Source organism: Brasilonema angustatum, assembly GCF_059505445.1.
The window spans coordinates 13,566-33,167 of sequence record NZ_JCACKO010000058.1; the positions used below are offsets into that span (position 1 = coordinate 13,566).

General features: G+C 40.5%; 22 protein-coding genes. 8 read left to right on the plus strand and 14 right to left on the minus strand.

Going from position 1 to position 19,602, the window contains the following annotated elements:
- Window positions 1-88: 88 nt before the first annotated feature.
- The 10 genes from AC5JM2_RS12445 to AC5JM2_RS12490 all read right to left on the minus strand — a co-directional run bounded on the left by AC5JM2_RS12445 (window position 89) and on the right by AC5JM2_RS12490 (window position 7,950).
- Window positions 89-562 (minus strand): GIY-YIG nuclease family protein, encoded by a 474-nt coding sequence (locus tag AC5JM2_RS12445; protein ID WP_495835188.1) that lies wholly within the window; start codon window positions 560-562, stop codon window positions 89-91.
- A 771-nt stretch (window positions 563-1,333) separates the two neighbouring features.
- A complete protein-coding gene (locus tag AC5JM2_RS12450; RefSeq protein WP_495835189.1) occupies window positions 1,334-1,600 on the minus strand; it encodes a hypothetical protein in 267 nt (88 codons plus the stop codon).
- A complete protein-coding gene (locus AC5JM2_RS12455; protein WP_495835190.1) occupies window positions 1,600-2,793 on the minus strand; it encodes a ParM/StbA family protein in 1,194 nt (397 codons plus the stop codon). The genes AC5JM2_RS12450 and AC5JM2_RS12455 overlap by 1 nt, the downstream gene beginning before the upstream one ends.
- A 470-nt stretch (window positions 2,794-3,263) precedes the next feature.
- Window positions 3,264-5,561, minus strand: a complete 2,298-nt coding sequence (locus tag AC5JM2_RS12460) for an IS1/IS1595 family N-terminal zinc-binding domain-containing protein (protein WP_495835191.1) — start codon at window positions 5,559-5,561, stop codon at window positions 3,264-3,266.
- Window positions 5,562-5,638: 77 nt separating this feature from the next.
- A complete protein-coding gene (locus AC5JM2_RS12465; protein ID WP_495835192.1) occupies window positions 5,639-6,484 on the minus strand; it encodes a hypothetical protein in 846 nt (281 codons plus the stop codon).
- 74 nt (window positions 6,485-6,558) lie between these two features.
- On the minus strand, window positions 6,559-6,723 hold the full coding sequence (locus tag AC5JM2_RS12470; protein ID WP_495835193.1) for a hypothetical protein: 165 nt from the start codon (window positions 6,721-6,723) through the stop codon (window positions 6,559-6,561).
- Between the two features lie 2 nt (window positions 6,724-6,725).
- The gene (locus AC5JM2_RS12475) at window positions 6,726-6,902 is read right to left on the minus strand and encodes a hypothetical protein (protein WP_495835194.1); all 177 of its coding nucleotides are present in this window, start codon (window positions 6,900-6,902) and stop codon (window positions 6,726-6,728) included.
- Between the two features lie 5 nt (window positions 6,903-6,907).
- Window positions 6,908-7,096, minus strand: coding sequence for a hypothetical protein (locus AC5JM2_RS12480; RefSeq protein WP_495835195.1), 189 nt, complete (start codon window positions 7,094-7,096; stop codon window positions 6,908-6,910).
- A gap of 12 nt (window positions 7,097-7,108) precedes the next feature.
- On the minus strand, window positions 7,109-7,423 hold the full coding sequence (locus AC5JM2_RS12485) for a hypothetical protein (RefSeq protein WP_495835196.1): 315 nt from the start codon (window positions 7,421-7,423) through the stop codon (window positions 7,109-7,111).
- Window positions 7,424-7,515: 92 nt separating this feature from the next.
- Window positions 7,516-7,950 carry a hypothetical protein gene (locus tag AC5JM2_RS12490; protein ID WP_495835197.1) on the minus strand — a complete coding sequence of 145 codons (435 nt, stop codon included), beginning with the start codon at window positions 7,948-7,950 and terminating at the stop codon, window positions 7,516-7,518.
- A gap of 388 nt (window positions 7,951-8,338) precedes the next feature.
- On the opposite strand from AC5JM2_RS12490, the gene AC5JM2_RS12495 reads away from it, so the two are divergent.
- The 3 genes from AC5JM2_RS12495 to AC5JM2_RS12505 all read left to right on the plus strand — a co-directional run bounded on the left by AC5JM2_RS12495 (window position 8,339) and on the right by AC5JM2_RS12505 (window position 9,767).
- On the plus strand, window positions 8,339-8,581 hold the full coding sequence (locus tag AC5JM2_RS12495) for a hypothetical protein (protein ID WP_495835198.1): 243 nt from the start codon (window positions 8,339-8,341) through the stop codon (window positions 8,579-8,581).
- The gene (locus AC5JM2_RS12500; RefSeq protein WP_495835199.1) at window positions 8,578-9,330 is read left to right on the plus strand and encodes a hypothetical protein; all 753 of its coding nucleotides are present in this window, start codon (window positions 8,578-8,580) and stop codon (window positions 9,328-9,330) included. The genes AC5JM2_RS12495 and AC5JM2_RS12500 overlap by 4 nt, the downstream gene beginning before the upstream one ends.
- Window positions 9,331-9,554: 224 nt before the next feature.
- A complete protein-coding gene (locus AC5JM2_RS12505) occupies window positions 9,555-9,767 on the plus strand; it encodes a hypothetical protein (protein WP_495835200.1) in 213 nt (70 codons plus the stop codon).
- 34 nt (window positions 9,768-9,801) lie between these two features.
- Here the strand turns inward: AC5JM2_RS12505 and AC5JM2_RS12510 are convergent, their stop codons facing one another.
- A complete protein-coding gene (locus AC5JM2_RS12510; protein WP_495835201.1) occupies window positions 9,802-9,999 on the minus strand; it encodes a hypothetical protein in 198 nt (65 codons plus the stop codon).
- Between the two features lie 212 nt (window positions 10,000-10,211).
- Here AC5JM2_RS12510 and AC5JM2_RS12515 point away from each other — a divergent pair, with 212 nt between their 5' ends.
- From AC5JM2_RS12515 to AC5JM2_RS12525, 3 genes are all read left to right on the plus strand, one after another.
- Window positions 10,212-10,799 carry a hypothetical protein gene (locus tag AC5JM2_RS12515; protein WP_495835202.1) on the plus strand — a complete coding sequence of 196 codons (588 nt, stop codon included), beginning with the start codon at window positions 10,212-10,214 and terminating at the stop codon, window positions 10,797-10,799.
- A 78-nt stretch (window positions 10,800-10,877) separates the two neighbouring features.
- Window positions 10,878-14,975 (plus strand): hypothetical protein, encoded by a 4,098-nt coding sequence (locus AC5JM2_RS12520; protein WP_495835203.1) that lies wholly within the window; start codon window positions 10,878-10,880, stop codon window positions 14,973-14,975.
- A 2-nt stretch (window positions 14,976-14,977) separates the two neighbouring features.
- Window positions 14,978-15,319, plus strand: coding sequence for a hypothetical protein (locus AC5JM2_RS12525; RefSeq protein WP_495835204.1), 342 nt, complete (start codon window positions 14,978-14,980; stop codon window positions 15,317-15,319).
- 79 nt (window positions 15,320-15,398) lie between these two features.
- On the opposite strand, the gene AC5JM2_RS12530 is transcribed toward AC5JM2_RS12525, so the two are convergent.
- Together AC5JM2_RS12530 and AC5JM2_RS12535 are read right to left on the minus strand one after the other, a co-directional pair.
- The gene (locus tag AC5JM2_RS12530; protein ID WP_495835205.1) at window positions 15,399-15,686 is read right to left on the minus strand and encodes a hypothetical protein; all 288 of its coding nucleotides are present in this window, start codon (window positions 15,684-15,686) and stop codon (window positions 15,399-15,401) included.
- Between the two features lie 709 nt (window positions 15,687-16,395).
- The gene (locus AC5JM2_RS12535) at window positions 16,396-16,956 is read right to left on the minus strand and encodes a hypothetical protein (RefSeq protein WP_495835175.1); all 561 of its coding nucleotides are present in this window, start codon (window positions 16,954-16,956) and stop codon (window positions 16,396-16,398) included.
- A 334-nt stretch (window positions 16,957-17,290) separates the two neighbouring features.
- Between AC5JM2_RS12535 and AC5JM2_RS12540 the strand changes: the two genes are divergently transcribed.
- Window positions 17,291-17,437 (plus strand): hypothetical protein, encoded by a 147-nt coding sequence (locus tag AC5JM2_RS12540; protein ID WP_495835176.1) that lies wholly within the window; start codon window positions 17,291-17,293, stop codon window positions 17,435-17,437.
- Window positions 17,438-17,723: 286 nt separating this feature from the next.
- On the opposite strand, the gene AC5JM2_RS12545 is transcribed toward AC5JM2_RS12540, so the two are convergent.
- A complete protein-coding gene (locus AC5JM2_RS12545) occupies window positions 17,724-17,870 on the minus strand; it encodes a hypothetical protein (protein WP_495835176.1) in 147 nt (48 codons plus the stop codon).
- Between the two features lie 334 nt (window positions 17,871-18,204).
- Here AC5JM2_RS12545 and AC5JM2_RS12550 point away from each other — a divergent pair, with 334 nt between their 5' ends.
- The gene (locus AC5JM2_RS12550) at window positions 18,205-18,765 is read left to right on the plus strand and encodes a hypothetical protein (protein WP_495835175.1); all 561 of its coding nucleotides are present in this window, start codon (window positions 18,205-18,207) and stop codon (window positions 18,763-18,765) included.
- Window positions 18,766-19,602 lie beyond the last annotated feature (837 nt).

Genomic DNA, 19,602 nt, shown 5'->3' on the forward strand with positions numbered 1-19,602 from the left:
CACAAACCTGCTTTTTGTAAGGTTTAACGCTTCACACTATTACTGTACTTTGGGTTGACGATTATTAATTTTTATCCAGTGCTAACCATTACTTACGCTCAATCCTTTGCTGTATTTGCGGTGTAGCGCTTTCTCGCACCGAATACCCAATCAACAAGCCCACACCCAGAAGCGCTACTAGACCGCCAGCAATAACCCTTGGAGAGATGGGGTGATTACGCTTGGAATCATACTGGCGGAACATCCACAATACCATTGCATATTGATGGGGTAACAAATCAAACCATTCCCGAGACTTGACTAATTTAACGTTTCTATGTTTAAACTGACGATGCAGTGAATCTTCCACCAATGCCATGTTGTCTACATAGATCGCACGAACTACCTTGTAGTCACATGGCGGTTGGCTGGAATGCAGCGTGTCTAAACGGTTCTCAACAGACCTGGTTAACCCGATTTTGCAACGACGAAGATAAACACCTGGAATGTATCCGTGATAACCTTCAGCTTCTAAGAGATATACCCATCCTGGTACATTATCGTTTCTTTGTTGCCATGTCATAATGCTGAGATTCCTTGTAAGCGCGTCTTTAACATGAAGGTAGATAGATAGATTTGAGGCACTGGAAGGAATTGGCTCGCCTCTTACCAGTGCTTCTGCTTTATTCCTGATCAGCGTTAACTTCCAGCCACTTCAAATTAACCACATTCACATCTTGCAGCGACGTAGATAAACGCCTGGAATGTATCCGTGATAACCTTCAGCTTCAAGCAAATACACCCACCCAGGTACATGATTATTGCGATATTGAACTGACATAATTCAGAGGCTCCTAGCATTAGCTTATAGAGAAATTTAGATTGCACTGGTAAGGGTTGATAGTCCTCACCAGTGTTTTTTGTGGTTAAGTCAGAAATGTGCGCTCCGCATAAAAAATTTTTAGTCACCCCTATGAAATATTTGTTGCGTTACAAATAAAAATTGTTAAGTCATGAAAAGCACAGTAATGAAGCTAGCTATGACTAGTATGTTTGTTTTTAATGGAATAGCTGTCGTTAGTATTTTGAAAGGTGAACCTGTCTTAGCTTGTATGAGTGCTACTAGTGGGCTTATGTCAGCAGTAGGAACTAAAGTAATTGAACGGTGATTTAGTTAGTACCTACACTTAAGATTTCCAAGATACTATCCGTGACATTTTTTCAGTTTTCATTAAATAAACAAATTTAAATACGTGGTCATCGTGATGTAGTTATGCTTTGGGATGCTACATGATTAAAAGAGTCTTGGAGTGTCAGCACTGGTAAGACCAGCATCTATCCAGTGCTTTTTAATTTAGAGGTCAATTCCCCCATCAAACTCATCAGGGTCATCAGTTTCTATAACCACTGGCTTAACTTCCGTTGGCTGTTGATGACCATTCAAGCTTGCAGTCGTTGGTACTGAAATCATGGGTACAATTGGGTGCTTTCCTGATAAAAATCTCACGTAAAACCCGATCGCATCTTCCACAAACCTGCTCTCTGAAAGGTTTAGCGCTTCACACCATTCTTGTACTTTTGGTTTTTGGTACTTCTTGATTCTAATTTTGTCAGCAGTCATCAACCTACCTCCGATATCAAACCAGTGAGGTTATCAAAAGCGCCATTGTCCGAAATCAAAAAACCTTTCTTTTTCAAGGCAGCATTCAGCAATGGAAGTTTAGAACCACCTCCGATTATCAGAATTTGGTCGCCACCTAGCTTGTACTGCTCTAGCTGTTTGATAACTTCCCTAAGTCTGCAATTGATGAAGTCCTGCAATTCAACCTCATATACCTTATAGAAGTTCATAGCTGAGTCACCATAAGCCAGAAACGGTATCTTATCACCGGGGGAATGACTGGAGAAATGGGGCAAGCCTTTGTTTTGTTGATCTGTGTTGTCTCCTCGGTGTGTCGTAGTAATAAGGCTTGCCCCATTTCTTTGTCCCAATGCGTCACCCGACTCAGACTTCTTGAACTTAACCCCTACTTCAATACTGCGATTGATGACATCCTTATCGGGTGCTTGCTTAATAAGTGCTTTTAGATCCGAATTGCAAACAATTTTCTCAATCAAGTACTCAGCACCAAAGTCCTTAACTGCTACTTCCCCTACTGGTTCAGAGTTAAAGAACCTGCTAATAGACGTGTTACCACCTCCGATATCACAGATAGTTACCGCACCATCTAACTTTTGACTCTTGAGCGCTGCAAATCCCTCTGGCAGTATTGCTTTAACAACTATATTAACTGTGCATGGAACGCCACACAATTCTACCCTGTGCGTTCCTTCATTCTTCCTGATGATTGGTGAATGACGCTTGACATCATTGCAGGTCACGGTAACATCCAAGTTCATCTCAGAATTTACCTGTGGTAGATGAGCCAAAGTACCTAAAAAGTATTCAAGCCACAAGGACGATTTACCAGTGTAGTCCTCAACCAATCTCATCAAATCACTACTACCACTGCGAACGGCTTGATTACCCACTAGCCAGCATTGACCCACTAAATCTGACCTGACTCCATCGACATAGCGCACATGACCTGGTAGTTTATTGGAAGTATTGGACAAGCAGCGAGCATACCAGCTAGGTTCTCTCAAAAGTTCATAGCCTTCAATGTAAGCTTTAACCCAATGATTTCCTAGGTCTATCACGGATTTGAAGTGCTTCTTATTTTTAGCTGGAATTTTAGGCATTTTTACACCCCCATTTTTTAGGGTACTTTTGGGTACATTTGATGTTGTGTTTGTTGTTTCGGAAGTCGTCATAATGCTTACTCCATATACGTTTCAAGTGATTTTGGTGGTCAAAAATGAAAGGTGATGAGAGAATTGTACCCTAAAGTACCCAAAATAGGTTACTTGTTTATTTTGAGCACTCAAGGATAGACAATTCATTTAACATATTAAGTGGTCAGCTTTTATTACTATTAAGTCAGGGTATTTTCAAGTTAATAGCAACTACAAGTTTGAGTTAATGTTAGAAAATATAAATTTTATTAACTAACAGCAACTTACATAAATATGAAAGCCTGAGTATTGAGCACAGCATGATTAATTAATAGAAACTCATACTCTGTCGGGCTAATCGGGCTAATCGGGCTGACCCCCTATAGGGAAAAATGACGGGCTAGCCAGACACGTAAAATCAAGGGTTTCAGACATCATGTCGGGCTGTAAATCGGGCTAGCCAGACGTGTAACCCGACTAACCAGAATTCAATCTTACTCTAATTACTGTTAGTTAATAATGTCTGTGTCACTAAATCCTTTACCGCAATCACCACACTTATATTGCTGTATGGTCTTAGTTGTTTTGTCTTTACCATTGCGTTTGAATTTGGTAGAACCACAATGAGGACACTCTATTTTGGTCTTAACATTCATTGATTCAACCTCTTGCTGTACCTCATCTATAATATTAGAAATAAGTAAATTTTGAGTATTTGTACTCAGTAACTCTTCACTCTCAGCCATCACATCATAATAGTCATAGCTATCGAAGTCAGGAAGCTGGATAAACTTTGGTAGTCCGGTCAGTGGTACAGCTAAAGCGAAACGATAAGCACCTGGATCGGTGAAGATGTCTAAGCCCAATTCCTCGTTTTTCTTGTCGCAGTACTCTTGAATCTTGCGGTACTGTTCAAGCAGCTTGGTCGCTTCCTCGGATGTTATTGTTTTAGCTTTGTCAATCCAGATACCAGCGTTAGCTCCGATGTGCAACTGAACGGCGTTATTCCAATCTGACCAACTCATACCAGGAATTGTGGAAGCGTCACAAGCTTGACCAATGTAGATAGCGCCGATGTTTTGATGACTGGCTTGCTTGAGTGAGTAAGTTACCTTATCCCTAAAGTAGTAGTACCCGTTGTTTTCGCGCTCCTGTGCTATAGTGCTATCTATTTCGTCAAAAATATACAGGACAAACGAGTGGTTAGCTTTTGATTTAGAACGCTGATCCAACAAATCGCAAAGTTCTTCCATCCCTGCCACATTGTCAGCATGGGTAGTGCCTGCTTTTGGCATATCCCAGTAATCTTTCTTGCTTCCGTCTTGCGGATCATAGAGACGTATCTCACCCTGACCCTTGCGAGTTTTCATGATTGCTAGTGCTAGGTTTTTCGCTGTTGGGGATTTACCTCCCGTGCTGCCTGCTGTGATCCGAACGCGCTCCCAGTTTTTAACGTAAGATTCAAACTTTTCTACTGGAACCCAGATTTTATCAATGTCAGCCTTAGCTTGTTCCTTCTTGGCTGGTTTCCTCATGACAACACACAAGATAACTGTGCAGTTGCGGTAGTCATAAGTAAACTCAGGAAACGTACCTTGCAAGCAGCCTGTCAATTTTGCGAGCTGCTCTTTGGCATTGCCTACCATCAGTTCATCATTGGTAAGAGCGTTGTTTTGGCGCGTTGCATAGGTGATGTTATACCCTACCTCAGTTTCTACCCAATTAATAAAATCCAACCTGTAACCAAAGTTTTCAAAGTAGAAGCCAGATACCCGATTAGCTACTTTTGCATATTCACTCAAACCCATAGCTTGTAGAGGTTTTTGGAGTTCCTCTACTTGTTTTGTCAGGTCATCAATGATTAAATTCTTCTGTTCCAACAAGTCCATTAATTGAGTGTGGATGTTGTTGTTGTTCAACAAGAGGGCTTCATACTTTTCAGTAATCTTCTCATCAACTTCGTCCATTCCTGCTCTAAATCGTTCAAGGGCAACAACTCTAGGCATGGATTCACTTAAGGATTTAGATAAGGATTTATTTTCCGTTTCGACTTTGGAAAACCTTAAATCCTTCCAATGCATCTTGGCATTAAAAAACTTATTATCAAACTTGAAGATGTAGGCTAGGACATCATTGAAACAGGTGATTTCCATGTCCTTTATCTCTTCCAGTGCGTCGGTCAACTCTGATTTCAGTTTGCGAATATCTTCAATCCGACCAACTAGAAGTTCTTTATTATTGAGCGTAACCTTATCATCTTCCAGAGCATTCTTTAACCGTTTGTGCAAGTCGTCTAACTGCTCATAACGCTTAGAGAAAAACGTCATAGTGCGAGTGCGAGACTCGTTAAGAAAATCCTCAACACGTGTATCCCGTTCGCTTACAATGCCTTCAAGTGTTTTGATTTTCAAGTCTTTCTCAGAAACAATTTTGAGGTATTGTTCAGCCTTAGCATTCAGTCGCTCTTGTAGTTCAGATATCTGCTTAAGATTGGCTTCCTTTTCTGTTTCAAGCACTTTGATACGACTTTTGAGTTCGTCAATCTGCAACTTAAGTCCTGCAAGTTCCCGATCCTTGAGTTGACTGTTCTTTTCCAACTTCCCCTTAAATTCGTTTTCTAGGTCAGTCTCTTTCCCGTTATAGGCAATTCCAAGTCCGAGGGCAGTAAGAGCAGTTGTAGCGCCTCCTATACCCGTTACAGCAGCAATCTTTTGTGTTAACCCTTGTGTGTGGAATGATTGAACAAGACCTACCGCGCCTAGCAGTGTGGAACCCAGAACTAAGCCAAAGTAGACGTGTTTAAACATGATAATATTCCCTAAGTAAAATATGATTTGCAGGGTGCTCTGTCTTGAACACCCTTTTTACATAAAGCGCTTTATGCTCAGAAACCTGCTGTAAACTTGGCTTCTGTTTCTTGCTTGATTTTTTCTTTTTCGTACTGAATAGCTTGAATTTCGTAGCCTTGCTTTTCAATGTCCTCACGCATTTTGGCTACTTTCAGTATTTCAGATTCCCTGATTAGTTCAGTCTGGTTTTGAGTGCCTTCTGTTCTAATCTGTTGTTGGGTCAACAGTTCGCGGTCTTGTTCAAGCTTGGACAGTTCCGTGTCACGGCTAACAACAGCGCGGTGATAGGTAACGGCTTTTTTCTCGTTGTTAACATCCAGAGTTTTGCCATCAATTAGCATTCCAATAAGCTTTTTCTGCTCATTGTCTAAAGTTGCTAAGTCCTGCTTAAGTCTGGTGTTGTTGATAGCTACACCAACAAAGTTACGCTGTCTAGCAATAACGATGTTTCGCTGTGTGGCGGTTCCTGAGTCCATTTGAGGTATAGACTCATCTATATCGGCGCTTGCTCTAGCCAAGATTTCAGAGGTATTTACTTTCCCGTCTGTCAGTCCTGAAGGATTTCTGTCTTGGTCAGTCCCTTGTACTGTTTGTGCGATCTTTGAGGTATAGCGCTGGACAGTAGAAACTACATTTGCACCTTTTTCGATAGCGGAAGCAGTACCGTTGGCTATTTCTTGAAGTTTCTCTACTACAGATGGAGGGGTGGGAACAGCAGTAGATTCTGTAGGCGGTTCTAGAACGGTTTCGGCTGCTGTTTCTGCAATAGGGGTGTTAGTTTCACCTGTTACGCGCTTAGACCCTGTTAAACCGCCTTTTTTGCCGCGATTAGACTTTTCCAGAGAAGCTCCGGTTACTGTACCTGTTTTCCGTATTGACATGGTAATATTCCTTGTATCCTTGTAAAGTTTTTGCTGGAAAGCTACTCACGCTACTAAGCTGTTGTAGTAGCTTTTCACTTCTCACCATCCGTGTGAGTGTATTCTTGCACCCGTTCGCGTCGTTTAGCCTGATCAATCTCTCTGAAAGCTTCCAGATCTCGAAAATCGATATAAACAGGCTGGCTAACCTCGCGGGGTGGCTTGATACGGGCTGTTGAGGTGCTGTCTTGTTCTTTCATGATTACTTGCCTTCTTCTAGAACTTGAGCTAAAAGCCGCAGCATGTGAACTGTCTTGCTTTTTTCGTTAGAGAGATACTTTGCAGCGTGAGAACATATGCTTACATTCATTTCGGGAACAGAGATAGTAGCGATGTAGGGGTCAATGGTTAGGTCAATCAACACGGTTGTTTCGTTCATGTTTATCAGTTCCATATGTGTGAATAAGTACCGCGAGGGTGAACCTCAAACGCGAGGCAAAGAGCTTGCAATAAATCAGCAATTTTTTGCTCTTCCGAACCTTTCATACAAGATTCAATATCAACTCCCTGAGAAGAAGTTAGTCTGGCGGAATGGTCATTTAGAACGATTTGTATGTTTATTGTTCGTTGCATTGGTCAGGTTCCTTATTTGGATAACTCTTGAAGTCTGAAAGATGCTTCACCGATAAGGTTTACCAGTTCTTGTTGGTCACGGACATCCGCTATATCGTCTCTAATCCAATCGTCTTCACCATTGTCAAAAAGCTTGATTGTAACTCCCAAATCGGCGTAGCAACGAGCGAAACCGCAGGAGTGGCGCAAGGCTTCAGAGGCACAGTGGATCACAGAGACAGTCTCGATAAAGTTAAGCTGTGGAAGCAAGTCTTGGATCTTCAAAGTAAGTTTAGGGGTTTCACCCATAGTGTCCATGTTTTGGTCGTGGTCTACAATTTGAGTCATCGAATGTTTTTTAGGTACTTGGTACACAGCCTTTCGCTGTTGGCAGGGAGAGAACCCTGCTAGCAACGGAGGCTTTTGTTTGAGAAAATACTTTAAATTTTTGGTTTTTTAACTAAATAAGGAGCTTTTTCTGGTGTGATTCTGAAGAAATGTTCGGTAGCCTTATCTGACGCTTGATTCCATCCGATAAAAATAAGATATTCGTATCGTGGGTTGTAATCATCAACATCAAAATAAACAGAAGCTGTTTCTACTTGCTGTCCAGATTTGATTTCAGAATCTTTAGCAGTTTTGAACTTGGGACTATCTTTAGGAAAATAGTCAACATCAAATCCCTCTTCAGGTGTTTTCCCGGCGAAAATGGGTACAAATAAATACCCACGACCAAATTCTTTAAAGTTTTTCCAAGAAATATAAGCGAAAAGCTCACTAAATGCAGGAATAAAGGTTTCACGCAGATGTACATGAATTTCAGCCTTTTCAAGAGTGATATTAGTGCGGTAAAGAAAATCTGGTGTTTTATCCATGTTTAAATACCTTGTTAGCTAGCTGTTAAGAGAGATTATCCCTCATGACAACCATAGGGTTATCGGCAAGTACGGCAGTCAAGATACTTGCACCAGCACACCTATGTCGCCTGTAGGGAGTTCGTTCGCACTCTCAAGTTTGAATTGTGGTGTAGGGGTGAGCGCTTGCGTTACGTGACCTGCTTGGCAGTCGTGGCGGCTTGCTCATTTGCCTTACTCTTTGAATATAAACAATAGTATTTACTTTTGCAATACTCTTGATATGAGCGTTGGTTATTTGATATATCCAATCCTATAAGAAAATAATATTGCATTAGTATTGCATTTTGATATAAAAAATTAATACTATTGATTGCAGTAGTAAAGTTTTTTGATTCAATGGAATAGTATGATTACTCTTTTACTATGTATGCGCAAACGCAAAGCTGTTACGTATAGACTTGATGAGACTGTTATAAATGCTCTAAGAGAACTAGCCATAGATAGAAACACTAGTGTCAATAATTTTTTAGAAACACACTTATTCAATCTTTTAAGAAAGGAAGGGTATATAAATCAAGACACAAGACCTCTTGGAGAAACTAGAGGAGGCGACCAAAAAAGTAAAAAACAAAAGGAGGATGAAGAATGATTAACTCTTCAAAAATAAAATTTATTGGTAAAAATTTACATCTACCACATTATTGTTATTTTGATTATGAAATAAAAAAAGAACATGCTATTAACCAAATTCGAGACATGCCTGAATTGGTTATGAAACATAGATACAAAATATTGATAGATTGTCCTCAAGACCCTATTGGGCAACTGTTTTCAAAAATAAAAATTTTATATCAATATCATGCTGCTTGGATGGATTACTATCAAGGCAACAATTCTATACTTTCAAATCCAAATCCTAGAATACAAGATTATAAAAGTCTAGCTGACTTATCAGAAGCGACTCTCAAGCTGTGTCAAGAAATTTGTCTTTATACAAGTTGGAAGTCAAAAGAGTCTATCAGTCCAATGCATTGGTTTTTAAGTATTGAACAACAATTGTGTGAAAACCTTTTCGCTAATTCTGGACTTACAGGTACAGCTAACCCAAAAGGAAAATTGACATTATACACCGAAAGTTTAGCTCTAGATAAATCTTTGGAAAAATCTAATTCACCATTATTAGAAGTTAATTTGTGTGATTTAGAACCATTGGAAGCACTTGAAGGACTAGCGTATTGCATAGCTGATAACGATACTGTGTTTAGGAATCGTCAATGGTTGGACTATTGTCGCGCTGTTAAACGGCATTATCGTGAGATGAGAAACTCAAAGCTAAACCCTGTTTATTTGATTGATGGAGAAATCACAAGATCAGGACGCGGGAAAGACTTTCGGTGAATTGTGAAGATTACCGATTTAAATTTCCAAAAGTTGAAAGCGTTAGTGTGTCTGTAATAGAGTGAATCTATTCAATTAAAAAGTCTTTGCTTATGTCAAGTAAATTTGCCGATTCAGAAACAACTGAGTCACATTTTTTTTCGTCCAAAAATTTTGTAACTGGATTACAAAAATTAAAAAAGCTGGATATCAACCAGCCGTTTGTCCCTTATTAGGTGATACTCATGAGTCGCCATAAAAAATCGAAGACGACCGATAGTCATAATTATACCGTAAAAGCAATAGCAATTGAACGCAATCCATGTTCTGATTGTGGTACTTACTGGGTTGAAGCCGTCCACACAGCAGATTATTCAAAGATTGGCAATCGTTGTCTTGGATGTGGTAAGACCGTGTTGTGGGATGTGCCAAAAAAGAGAGATACAAGCAAAAATTAACCCCACATGAGTGGGGTAATAAATGCTTGATAAGCTATGCGGTTTTGGCTTCATTTCGCTCTATTCGCAACTTTCCATTACAAAGCTGCTGTATCAACTCCGAGCGTGTGATCAAAAATTCTTCTGAAATTAAATTCAGTGTGTCCCATGCGTCATCTGTTAAATATACGGTTCTAGGCTTTTTAGCTTCACCATGTCGTGGTGTTGAACCTCCTCTAGTAGTAGTTTTCATAGTTATCCTGATAATTTTTTATATTGACACCCATACTTTTCAGGTTAACAAAATCTCACTAGCGCGTCAACACTGAGAAACCTTTTAAAGACCATTGACACACCTGTGGTTCAAATGTTAGCTTTTAGAAGCAACAAAAGAGGTGACGACCAAGACGGTACGCCACCACACAAATACACTAGATGGGCTAATCGCCCAAGGATATATAAATCATGGCACTTGGCATCAATAATTCCAACCCTTCTAACTACCAAGGAATCCGTACTCGATTTGTTCCCAAAATGAACGCTAGTCAACCCATTGACCGGGAGGGCGACCGTGTTGTAGGTGGTACAGCAGCGTTAATCTTCCAAGGTTTTGCAAAACGAAACATCGTAAACGGTGAAACTGGAGAGTCTATCACTCTCGAAGCGCTGGTATACGGTTGCCTTGGATCTGACGGGAAATTCAAAAATATTCCAGTCATTGTCAATGAGAACCTTCTTACCCTTGCGTTCAAAAAGATGGGTCTTGAGGTTCCTACGATTGAGAAAGTCAATCCATTAGCCGCTATTCCAGGCATGGAAGGGTTTGAGGGGCTTTACGACATTGATAAGGATAAGCTTTACGATGTTGTCTATCCTTTACGCGGCAAGCTTTTCACAGGACGGATGAACCAAAAACAGTCTAAGCGAGGTGTTTACTACTTTGCTCTAGACTTGGAAACTCTTGAACCTGTGATGGTCGATGGTCAACACAAGGCACTTCAAAAACCCGACCAAACAAAACCTGAATCCACTGATTTTGATTGGGATGAATAACTTCTAAAAACTAAAATCCCGCCAACTATGGCGGGAGACTTCGTTATTAGAAAAAATTCAATCATACCAACTAAAATCATGGACGATCTAACAGACATTTTATCAGGTTTTGGGGTTGATTTCAACAATCCTGAAACCTTATTTGATTATTCAGAATCCTCTGTAAATAGTACAAGTGAATTATCAGAATTATCAGGTTTCGGAATTGATTTTAATAATCTAGTTCCTGTTTTTGAAGTAGAGGAAATTGAATCTCAAACCATTGAAATTCCAATTGTTATAGAAAAAGAAGAAATAGTTTCAGATGGTTTAAAGTCTAATCAATTAAGGTGTTCAGATAATTCAATCATCACCTACAACGAACGACCAGACGCAAAGACCATTAAATGTTTCTCACCAATTGAAATAGACGCTAACTGGTGTGTAAATAGAAGTAACCTTCTCACTTTTGATGAATTAGTAGAACTCTATACTGAACGATATAAAGAGTACGAGTCAAAAGTTGAGGAAGCTAAGAAAGGAAAAACCAAACTACCATTTAGACCTAGTTTAGACATCCACGTCTATGAACAAATCGACACTGAATTTAAATTTATTTCTATAATCTTTGGACAACAAACACTTCAGGAATTATTTACTCAAGAATCTAGACAACACGTTACCACACAAATTAATCTTTTACCAGGTGAGGACGGTGTTACACACACTTTCATTTTTGTTGATCCGAAGTTTGAAACGCTAGTAAACAATAAATTACGGAGTTTGGGCAAAGACCCACTACCCGTCCTGAGTTGTCGAGATTGTGATGGTTTCGATTATCTCAGGGTTGTCTTGGGATGGGACGTGAGATCCAAGCAAGCGACTCAAAAACGTCTTGGATTCTTACCTAAGTTTTACCTAACCCTAGCAGCCCACAACGCCGAAGCAGAGTTAAATCTGATATTCCACGGTGAGATGTTGAAACGGGTGATAACTCTGCAAAAATCCGTTGGTTACGAGCGAATTGAAAAAGTGTCTAAAGTAGTCAAGTGCATCTGGGAGAAACGAGACAAGTACAACGGCGATCATACTGTTGATTATGTTTCTCTTACTCAAGAGGTTCAGATAAACGGTGACTCAGAAGGATACGAGAGCTACTTAAGAATGGTAGACACTATCAAATCACATGGGATAATCAGTCTTGGAAACTTCGCCAGCGCGTCAGGGTACAAGTTAGACGCTAAGGATTTACTCAGTAAAAAAGACAAGGAAGATATCGTACAGTCTTTTCTGAACCGTCCCGGCGATTTTTTAGCTTATTCACTGGGTGATTCTTGTAACGCTGAAATTCAGTACGCTTTCAAAGACCGGATTAACGAGATAGCGGTAGACCTCGGATGGGAGAATAAGGAAATAGTACCTTCTCTGACAGTTGGTGGCACGGTCGATTTGATGGATAAAGCAGCTTTGGCAACATTTCTCAAGTTAGGAGATGAGAAAACACACTGGCGTAAAGCAATTAACGAGTATATTACAAAAGAGTGCTTACCTTACACCCCGCGTCAACTGGTGCAAAATTCCGCCCATACCCGCGCTTTACTTGCCAAAGGCTTTGGTGGTCGGATTGGTCAAAACCAGCCTACTGTAGCTCAAATTCCACGCAAGCTGAAGACAAGAAAGCAAGGACAAGGCATGGTAGAGGGGATTGAGCTAAAAGGAATTTTCAAACTAAGAAAAATTAACGGACGATACGACGCTCAGATTGTAGTTGACATTGACATTTCTGGGTGTTATGCGGAATCTCAGAGAATGCAATTGTTCTTCTTTGGGCGACCAATTATTGGTGGTTTGATAACTAATACTTACAGTAAAAATCAATATCTCACATTAAGAGAATGGTTAATTAGTTTTAATGTTGATGTGGATAGTTTAATCAAACTAAGGGAGGAATTTAAAAAATCAGGTGTTATACCAGATGAAATTTGGGGTGAGTTGTTACCTGGTAATTTTTCCTTATATCTCAATGTTGAGAAGTTAGAAAACCCTCAAGACATAGTAGTCTCATATGTTCACCCCACGGTACAAAAACACGAAATACTATCTAAACTACTTGCAGATTCTTTAAATGGAAACAAAGACGCAATTGAAAAAATCAAACAAGGATACACAAAAATAAATATTTACGAAATAAAATGTGGATATGTTAATTACGATATTCTTCAATGGTTGTTCTTTGTTGCCAATCCAAAACTAAGAGACGAAATACTTGATAATTCTCAAGTTTTAGCTTTTGCAATATATCCAAAAAGTTCTCGGATTACTTCAGATAAAGAGATTTTGCAAGAACAGTTCGATGAATGTCAAGAACGACTCAACACTGTTAGAACAACTTGGAGTCATAAAAACCACATGATAATAAACGGTGGTAATGGATGGTTTCAATATGGTGAAATATACGAAGATTGTCATGCTTGGTATGGTTTCACTATTGGTGAACTAATTTTAAATCAGTACCTTAGTAAACGTAAAGTTGCACAGTGGGTTAAAAAGAAATGTCCAGCCGATTTGTTGTACAAATTGTTTTGTAACACTAAGTTTGGAGTTTCCATATCACCACTGTTTAATACAAGTAATATCGTAATTGGCAACAACATCACTGCAAGAGCACGGGTTTTAGCTTGGTGCATGGAGAAATCTTTAAACGGGTTTCCAACAATAACAGACGGGTGTTTCTTCTTAATTAACAATATTCTTTATGAAGGACGTGACACAATAGATAGTCGTTGTATTAATCCAGATAGTCCTAATTCACAACTAAGTCAACGAAATTTATCTAGCGCTCCATTATCTTTTGAATTTACTGGTGAAGACAAATTATTTACTTATAAATTCAAAGTCAAAGAATGGTTAAGTAAAAAAGGTAGACTACTACTTTTATGTGATGTTGAACAAATTAACAAATCTACCAAAGTTGTTCAAATATTTGAGAGTCTACAACCTTTAGTTAGTCGTTACTTTAATCCTAACAACGACAATAACGATTCTGATAACCAAAATACTGTTTTGAACAGTTGTAAAACAAAAATCAATCCCAGTGAACGTGATAATGTTGGTAAAGATTTCATCTGTAAACTAGTTAAAAATTATATCAGAACCAACTTTCCCTTGATGGATGTACTAACAGTAAACACAAACAAAATTGAGGTGGTTGCAAAAGACGAAAAATACAATAGTTTAAAATCAGACGAAAAAACTAGTGATATGGTAGAGATTCAAGAAAAACCTAGAGTAGGTATGGCAGATTTTGAAATCAAGAATATTTACCATAGTGGTGCTAATCAGGGAATGGCTAATTATCAACTTATCACTAGTCAATATACGATTAACGTTCCTGAAAACACCAGTAATAAAGAAATTGTAAAATATCGTTGTCAACATGGGTTAATTCTGTTCTCTTGTTATGTGAAAGAAACCTCTGATAAATCAAAGCAATGGACACACTCTTTTAACGACCATGAAAAAACTAACGCTTATAGAGGATATGAATCAAGTAAACTTCACAGGGGAATAATCACCGGAAATGATGGTAAACCAGCTATAACGAACCGATACGACAATCAAAACCCAGCAATTGATATGATAAGTCAAATTGCAGAAAATCCACACAAGGTAAAACGTCAAAATGTTGCTATTAAACTAGTATCCTTGTCAATCAACGAGTACAAGAAAAATCATCGTAAATATGATGAACTTGGGTTAAAACCTGGCGACCAAATGAAACGAGTAATCTTGCCAGTAGAATTCTCACCATCAACCTACAAATATCAAAATGCTGAACAACTCTTTGGATGGATAGACGCTGTTGTTAAGTCGAAAGCAAAATATGGTCAATCGATTGAAGCATTCTTTGTTAATTCGGATAGTAGCCTAAATCATCAAAAGATGATTGAGTGGGGTCTAGCTGCTGTTGAGCGAGGTGTTATAGACCCAATTGAAGAATTAATCAAAGAAAGCAAGAAAACCCGTAAAGCTAAAACTATCAACCGACATCACCCTGAATATGAACTGCTGTTACATTGTAAATCTACTTTAGTAGGGGAGAAAAATGTCAATGATGAAATCAAATCAATGATTCTAGAAGAATCTGATTGTGATGGGAATATTTCAGATGAACTTCTTGATTTAGAGGATGAGTAAAAATGGGAGAAGCAAAACGTAAAAAACAATCTGAACACACAAAAACGTCTTTAACTGACACACATAATGTATTTAGAATAGATGAACTAGACGACAACACTGTATTAATCAGTAATCTGGAATTAGAAAAAAGAGGATTTAAAGAAGCACCAAAAGATTATAGTGAAATTGAAGAACAACTACTGTTAATGACTCTTGGGTTAGAACGTCCTTCTAAACAATGTTGGGTAAAGTTAAACAAACCCATCGCAGTAAACAAAAAAGTTGTTGGAACTTTGTCACACCATCCTAACTTGACCAATCTCGGACTTCCTACTTTAACAGTAGAACGTTTGTTGGACTAAAACACCAATTCTCCCATCTCTATATTCACCTACAGTACCCCTCATCTCATCAAAACGAGCGAACGTCCATAAACACCCATCACCCCTCTAGCGCGTGGAGGGTTTTGCTTTGTGTGGGTTCAATCGGTGGTGTTTGCGCGTAACCCAATAATTCATAGCAGCTTACGAAATCTTGCGCCAGTCCTAGCAAAACATCAACATCAGAAATTTTAATATCGTCAAGTTCAAAATCACTAATTAAATTCTTGACCCGTTCATCCGATCCACGTTCAGGCGATGAATGTAGATAAGCGCGTACCAGTTCTTTTAGTTGAGGGGCGTACTTGGCAGCAATTCGCTGCTTTTTGGGACTTGAAAACTGAGTCATAAGTACGTTTGTTCTATAGTCTCTTTATAATACTACGGTTGTAGAAAATTCAATCAATTTCAGTTAACACGCATATTTATTAATACTACGGTTATGTTCAATTAAAATAATTTGGTTAAACACGTATATTTTTAATAACTAAATAATAATGAGATTTCAATGTCAAATTTACGAAAAAACTATGAGTTAAAAGTCGTAAATATAACAAACGTCTCCGTAAGAAGAGTTGCGTCAAAATTATTGTTACTCAGTATTGTAACTTATACTACATAAATCGGTGTATTAGTTTCTAATCATGGCTTATAGTGATTCATATCCGTACAAAACAATACTACAATGTTTGACGCAAAAATTCTCAGCCTATAATCAGGGTTTCGGCGATTAAGTCGATTTTTTTTAGGCTCTTATTGTGTATTTCCGGAAAAAAATTTTTTCTCCGTACAGTGTCACTATCAAAAACATCACTACATGGGAGACGCCGGAGCGAAGCGACGGCGCGAGGGCAACGCAGTTGCCTGTGTGCTCAAGCGCAGCGTAGGGGATGCCGTGATTACCCCCGCCAGATTTAGCTACAACCCCATCAAAACCAATCGCCGCTACGATACATCATTTAGCGGTTTTATAGCAAATATCTCATTAGCGATGCCTAGAAGGTCAATGGCGACGCTTTGACTTGAAAAGGTTACAGGCTATGGATTTGGGGAAATGTTCAGAGTTCGGCGCGGTCGGTTGGGCGGTTGGGTGGTCGGGATGGGACTGATAAGCAGAATCGGGAAAAGTTGCGGCGATCGCACAAGTTTTTCTTATTTCCAACGAAGACGCCCGACCGGAGGGAGGGCGGACAGGTCGTGGGTGATAGCGACGCTTGGATGGGGGTAGGACGGGCAGTCAGTCCGTGGGTGGTATGTTTGGTCATTCGGCTTGGTGAAGCTGGCGAAAAACCTTTTTTTTCCTGGCTTGGACAAAAATTTGAAACAGCGCTAAAGAATTTCGAGATACGTCCCCAATTTTTCAAGTTCAAAATTTCCGGGGGTGTGACGCGATGCCCGACCGGAGGAAGGGCATCTTTCAACGTGGAAGGTAACGCGCGGCTAGTGGCGGCGGTCGCGCGGTTGTTGGTGACACCCTGCGGCGTCACATCGGCGTACGCCTGATATGGGGTGCTTGTATGTGCAGTGGTTTGTGGGCGCGGTTGTTGGTGACACCCTGCGGCGTCACACAAAACACAACACCCCATTCTCACAAAAATTATTGCAGAGATGAATACCAAAAGTCTACTTTACAACAATTATTTAGTGATATGGGGTGTATGTAGATAGTCCACAATAATGATGTAGTGATATGGGGTATTACCTCTTGTGCACAACACCCCACTCTTCGATTAGTGGGTTGGTCTCGTTTCTGCAAGATTTAGGCGATGCCTTCGGCGGCTGTGCGATCGCTCTCCCCAAATCCGCTCCTAGAGCGGGTTTTAGACTTGATGATATGGGGTGTTACCGGTGTGGTGCTGCAATAGTCTGCACGGAAGCTGACGAAGTGTGCAGGATGTCTGCACGTGCAGAAGCCGTCAAGTACAAATGCATGTATGATATGGGGTATTATCTATGTTGTGCACAACACCCCACTCTTCGATTAGTGGGTTGCAACATATTGATGCGGTAGGTGGCGATCGCCTAAAGACTAGCAGCCTGAAACCCGCTCCCAGAGCGCATTCTAGAATCAAGAGTTATTTAGGTGACATGGGGTGCTGAAAGAGTGGTGCTCAAAGAGTCTGCACGGTCGCCGACGATATGTGCACAACGCCTGCACGTGCACGACTCCTCAAGCATCAGTCTGCACGACAAATAACTGATATGGGGTGCTTAAACGGGGTGTGCACAACACCCCACTCATCGATGAGTGGGGTGTTGTGCACACCCCGTTTAAGCACCCCATATCAGTTATTTGTCGTGCAGACTGATGCTTGAGGAGTCGTGCACGTGCAGGCGTTGTGCACATATCGTCGGCGACCGTGCAGACTCTTTGAGCACCACTCTTTCAGCACCCCATGTCACCTAAATAACTCTTGATTCTAGAATGCGCTCTGGGAGCGGGTTTCAGGCTGCTAGTCTTTAGGCGATCGCCACCTACCGCATCAATATGTTGCAACCCACTAATCGAAGAGTGGGGTGTTGTGCACAACATAGATAATACCCCATATCATACATGCATTTGTACTTGACGGCTTCTGCACGTGCAGACATCCTGCACACTTCGTCAGCTTCCGTGCAGACTATTGCAGCACCACACCGGTAACACCCCATATCATCAAGTCTAAAACCCGCTCTAGGAGCGGATTTGGGGAGAGCGATCGCACAGCCGCCGAAGGCATCGCCTAAATCTTGCAGAAACGAGACCAACCCACTAATCGAAGAGTGGGGTGTTGTGCACAAGAGGTAATACCCCATATCACTACATCATTATTGTGGACTATCTACATACACCCCATATCACTAAATAATTGTTGTAAAGTAGACTTTTGGTATTCATCTCTGCAATAATTTTTGTGAGAATGGGGTGTTGTGTTTTGTGTGACGCCGCAGGGTGTCACCAACAACCGCGCCCACAAACCACTGCACATACAAGCACCCCATATCAGGCGTACGCCGATGTGACGCCGCAGGGTGTCACCAACAACCGCGCGACCGCCGCCACTAGCCGCGCGTTACCTTCCACGTTGAAAGATGCCCTTCCTCCGGTCGGGCATCGCGTCACACCCCCGGAAATTTTGAACTTGAAAAATTGGGGACGTATCTCGAAATTCTTTAGCGCTGTTTCAAATTTTTGTCCAAGCCAGGAAAAAAAAGGTTTTTCGCCAGCTTCACCAAGCCGAATGACCAAACATACCACCCACGGACTGACTGCCCGTCCTACCCCCATCCAAGCGTCGCTATCACCCACGACCTGTCCGCCCTCCCTCCGGTCGGGCGTCTTCGTTGGAAATAAGAAAAACTTGTGCGATCGCCGCAACTTTTCCCGATTCTGCTTATCAGTCCCATCCCGACCACCCAACCGCCCAACCGACCGCGCCGAACTCTGAACATTTCCCCAAATCCATAGCCTGTAACCTTTTCAAGTCAAAGCGTCGCCATTGACCTTCTAGGCATCGCTAATGAGATATTTGCTATAAAACCGCTAAATGATGTATCGTAGCGGCGATTGGTTTTGATGGGGTTGTAGCTAAATCTGGCGGGGGTAATCACGGCATCCCCTACGCTGCGCTTGAGCACACAGGCAACTGCGTTGCCCTCGCGCCGTCGCTTCGCTCCGGCGTCTCCCATGTAGTGATGTTTTTGATAGTGACACTGTACGGAGAAAAAATTTTTTTCCGGAAATACACAATAAGAGCCTAAAAAAAATCGACTTAATCGCCGAAACCCTGATTATAGGCTGAGAATTTTTGCGTCAAACATTGTAGTATTGTTTTGTACGGATATGAATCACTATAAGCCATGATTAGAAACTAATACACCGATTTATGTAGTATAAGTTACAATACTGAGTAACAATAATTTTGACGCAACTCTTCTTACGGAGACGTTTGTTATATTTACGACTTTTAACTCATAGTTTTTTCGTAAATTTGACATTGAAATCTCATTATTATTTAGTTATTAAAAATATACGTGTTTAACCAAATTATTTTAATTGAACATAACCGTAGTATTAATAAATATGCGTGTTAACTGAAATTGATTGAATTTTCTACAACCGTAGTATTATAAAGAGACTATAGAACAAACGTACTTATGACTCAGTTTTCAAGTCCCAAAAAGCAGCGAATTGCTGCCAAGTACGCCCCTCAACTAAAAGAACTGGTACGCGCTTATCTACATTCATCGCCTGAACGTGGATCGGATGAACGGGTCAAGAATTT

Excerpts from the sequence above, each read along its gene's own strand:
- AC5JM2_RS12510 (WP_495835201.1), bottom strand. The coding sequence starts at position 9,999 with ATGAAAACTACTACTAGAGGAGGTTCAACACCACGACATGGTGAAGCT.
- AC5JM2_RS12545 (WP_495835176.1), bottom strand. The coding sequence starts at position 17,870 with ATGTTGTGCACAACACCCCACTCTTCGATTAGTGGGTTGCAACATATT.
- AC5JM2_RS12485 (WP_495835196.1), bottom strand. The coding sequence starts at position 7,423 with ATGACTCAAATTGTAGACCACGACCAAAACATGGACACTATGGGTGAA.
- AC5JM2_RS12505 (WP_495835200.1), top strand. The coding sequence starts at position 9,555 with ATGAGTCGCCATAAAAAATCGAAGACGACCGATAGTCATAATTATACC.
- AC5JM2_RS12515 (WP_495835202.1), top strand. The coding sequence starts at position 10,212 with ATGGCACTTGGCATCAATAATTCCAACCCTTCTAACTACCAAGGAATC.
- AC5JM2_RS12540 (WP_495835176.1), top strand. The coding sequence starts at position 17,291 with ATGTTGTGCACAACACCCCACTCTTCGATTAGTGGGTTGCAACATATT.
- AC5JM2_RS12450 (WP_495835189.1), bottom strand. The coding sequence starts at position 1,600 with ATGACTGCTGACAAAATTAGAATCAAGAAGTACCAAAAACCAAAAGTA.
- AC5JM2_RS12495 (WP_495835198.1), top strand. The coding sequence starts at position 8,339 with ATGATTACTCTTTTACTATGTATGCGCAAACGCAAAGCTGTTACGTAT.
- AC5JM2_RS12520 (WP_495835203.1), top strand. The coding sequence starts at position 10,878 with ATGGACGATCTAACAGACATTTTATCAGGTTTTGGGGTTGATTTCAAC.
- AC5JM2_RS12530 (WP_495835205.1), bottom strand. The coding sequence starts at position 15,686 with ATGACTCAGTTTTCAAGTCCCAAAAAGCAGCGAATTGCTGCCAAGTAC.
- AC5JM2_RS12455 (WP_495835190.1), bottom strand. The coding sequence starts at position 2,793 with ATGACGACTTCCGAAACAACAAACACAACATCAAATGTACCCAAAAGT.
- AC5JM2_RS12525 (WP_495835204.1), top strand. The coding sequence starts at position 14,978 with ATGGGAGAAGCAAAACGTAAAAAACAATCTGAACACACAAAAACGTCT.
- AC5JM2_RS12470 (WP_495835193.1), bottom strand. The coding sequence starts at position 6,723 with ATGAAAGAACAAGACAGCACCTCAACAGCCCGTATCAAGCCACCCCGC.
- AC5JM2_RS12490 (WP_495835197.1), bottom strand. The coding sequence starts at position 7,950 with ATGGATAAAACACCAGATTTTCTTTACCGCACTAATATCACTCTTGAA.
- AC5JM2_RS12480 (WP_495835195.1), bottom strand. The coding sequence starts at position 7,096 with ATGCAACGAACAATAAACATACAAATCGTTCTAAATGACCATTCCGCC.
- AC5JM2_RS12475 (WP_495835194.1), bottom strand. The coding sequence starts at position 6,902 with ATGAACGAAACAACCGTGTTGATTGACCTAACCATTGACCCCTACATC.
- AC5JM2_RS12460 (WP_495835191.1), bottom strand. The coding sequence starts at position 5,561 with ATGTTTAAACACGTCTACTTTGGCTTAGTTCTGGGTTCCACACTGCTA.
- AC5JM2_RS12465 (WP_495835192.1), bottom strand. The coding sequence starts at position 6,484 with ATGTCAATACGGAAAACAGGTACAGTAACCGGAGCTTCTCTGGAAAAG.
- AC5JM2_RS12445 (WP_495835188.1), bottom strand. The coding sequence starts at position 562 with ATGACATGGCAACAAAGAAACGATAATGTACCAGGATGGGTATATCTC.
- AC5JM2_RS12500 (WP_495835199.1), top strand. The coding sequence starts at position 8,578 with ATGATTAACTCTTCAAAAATAAAATTTATTGGTAAAAATTTACATCTA.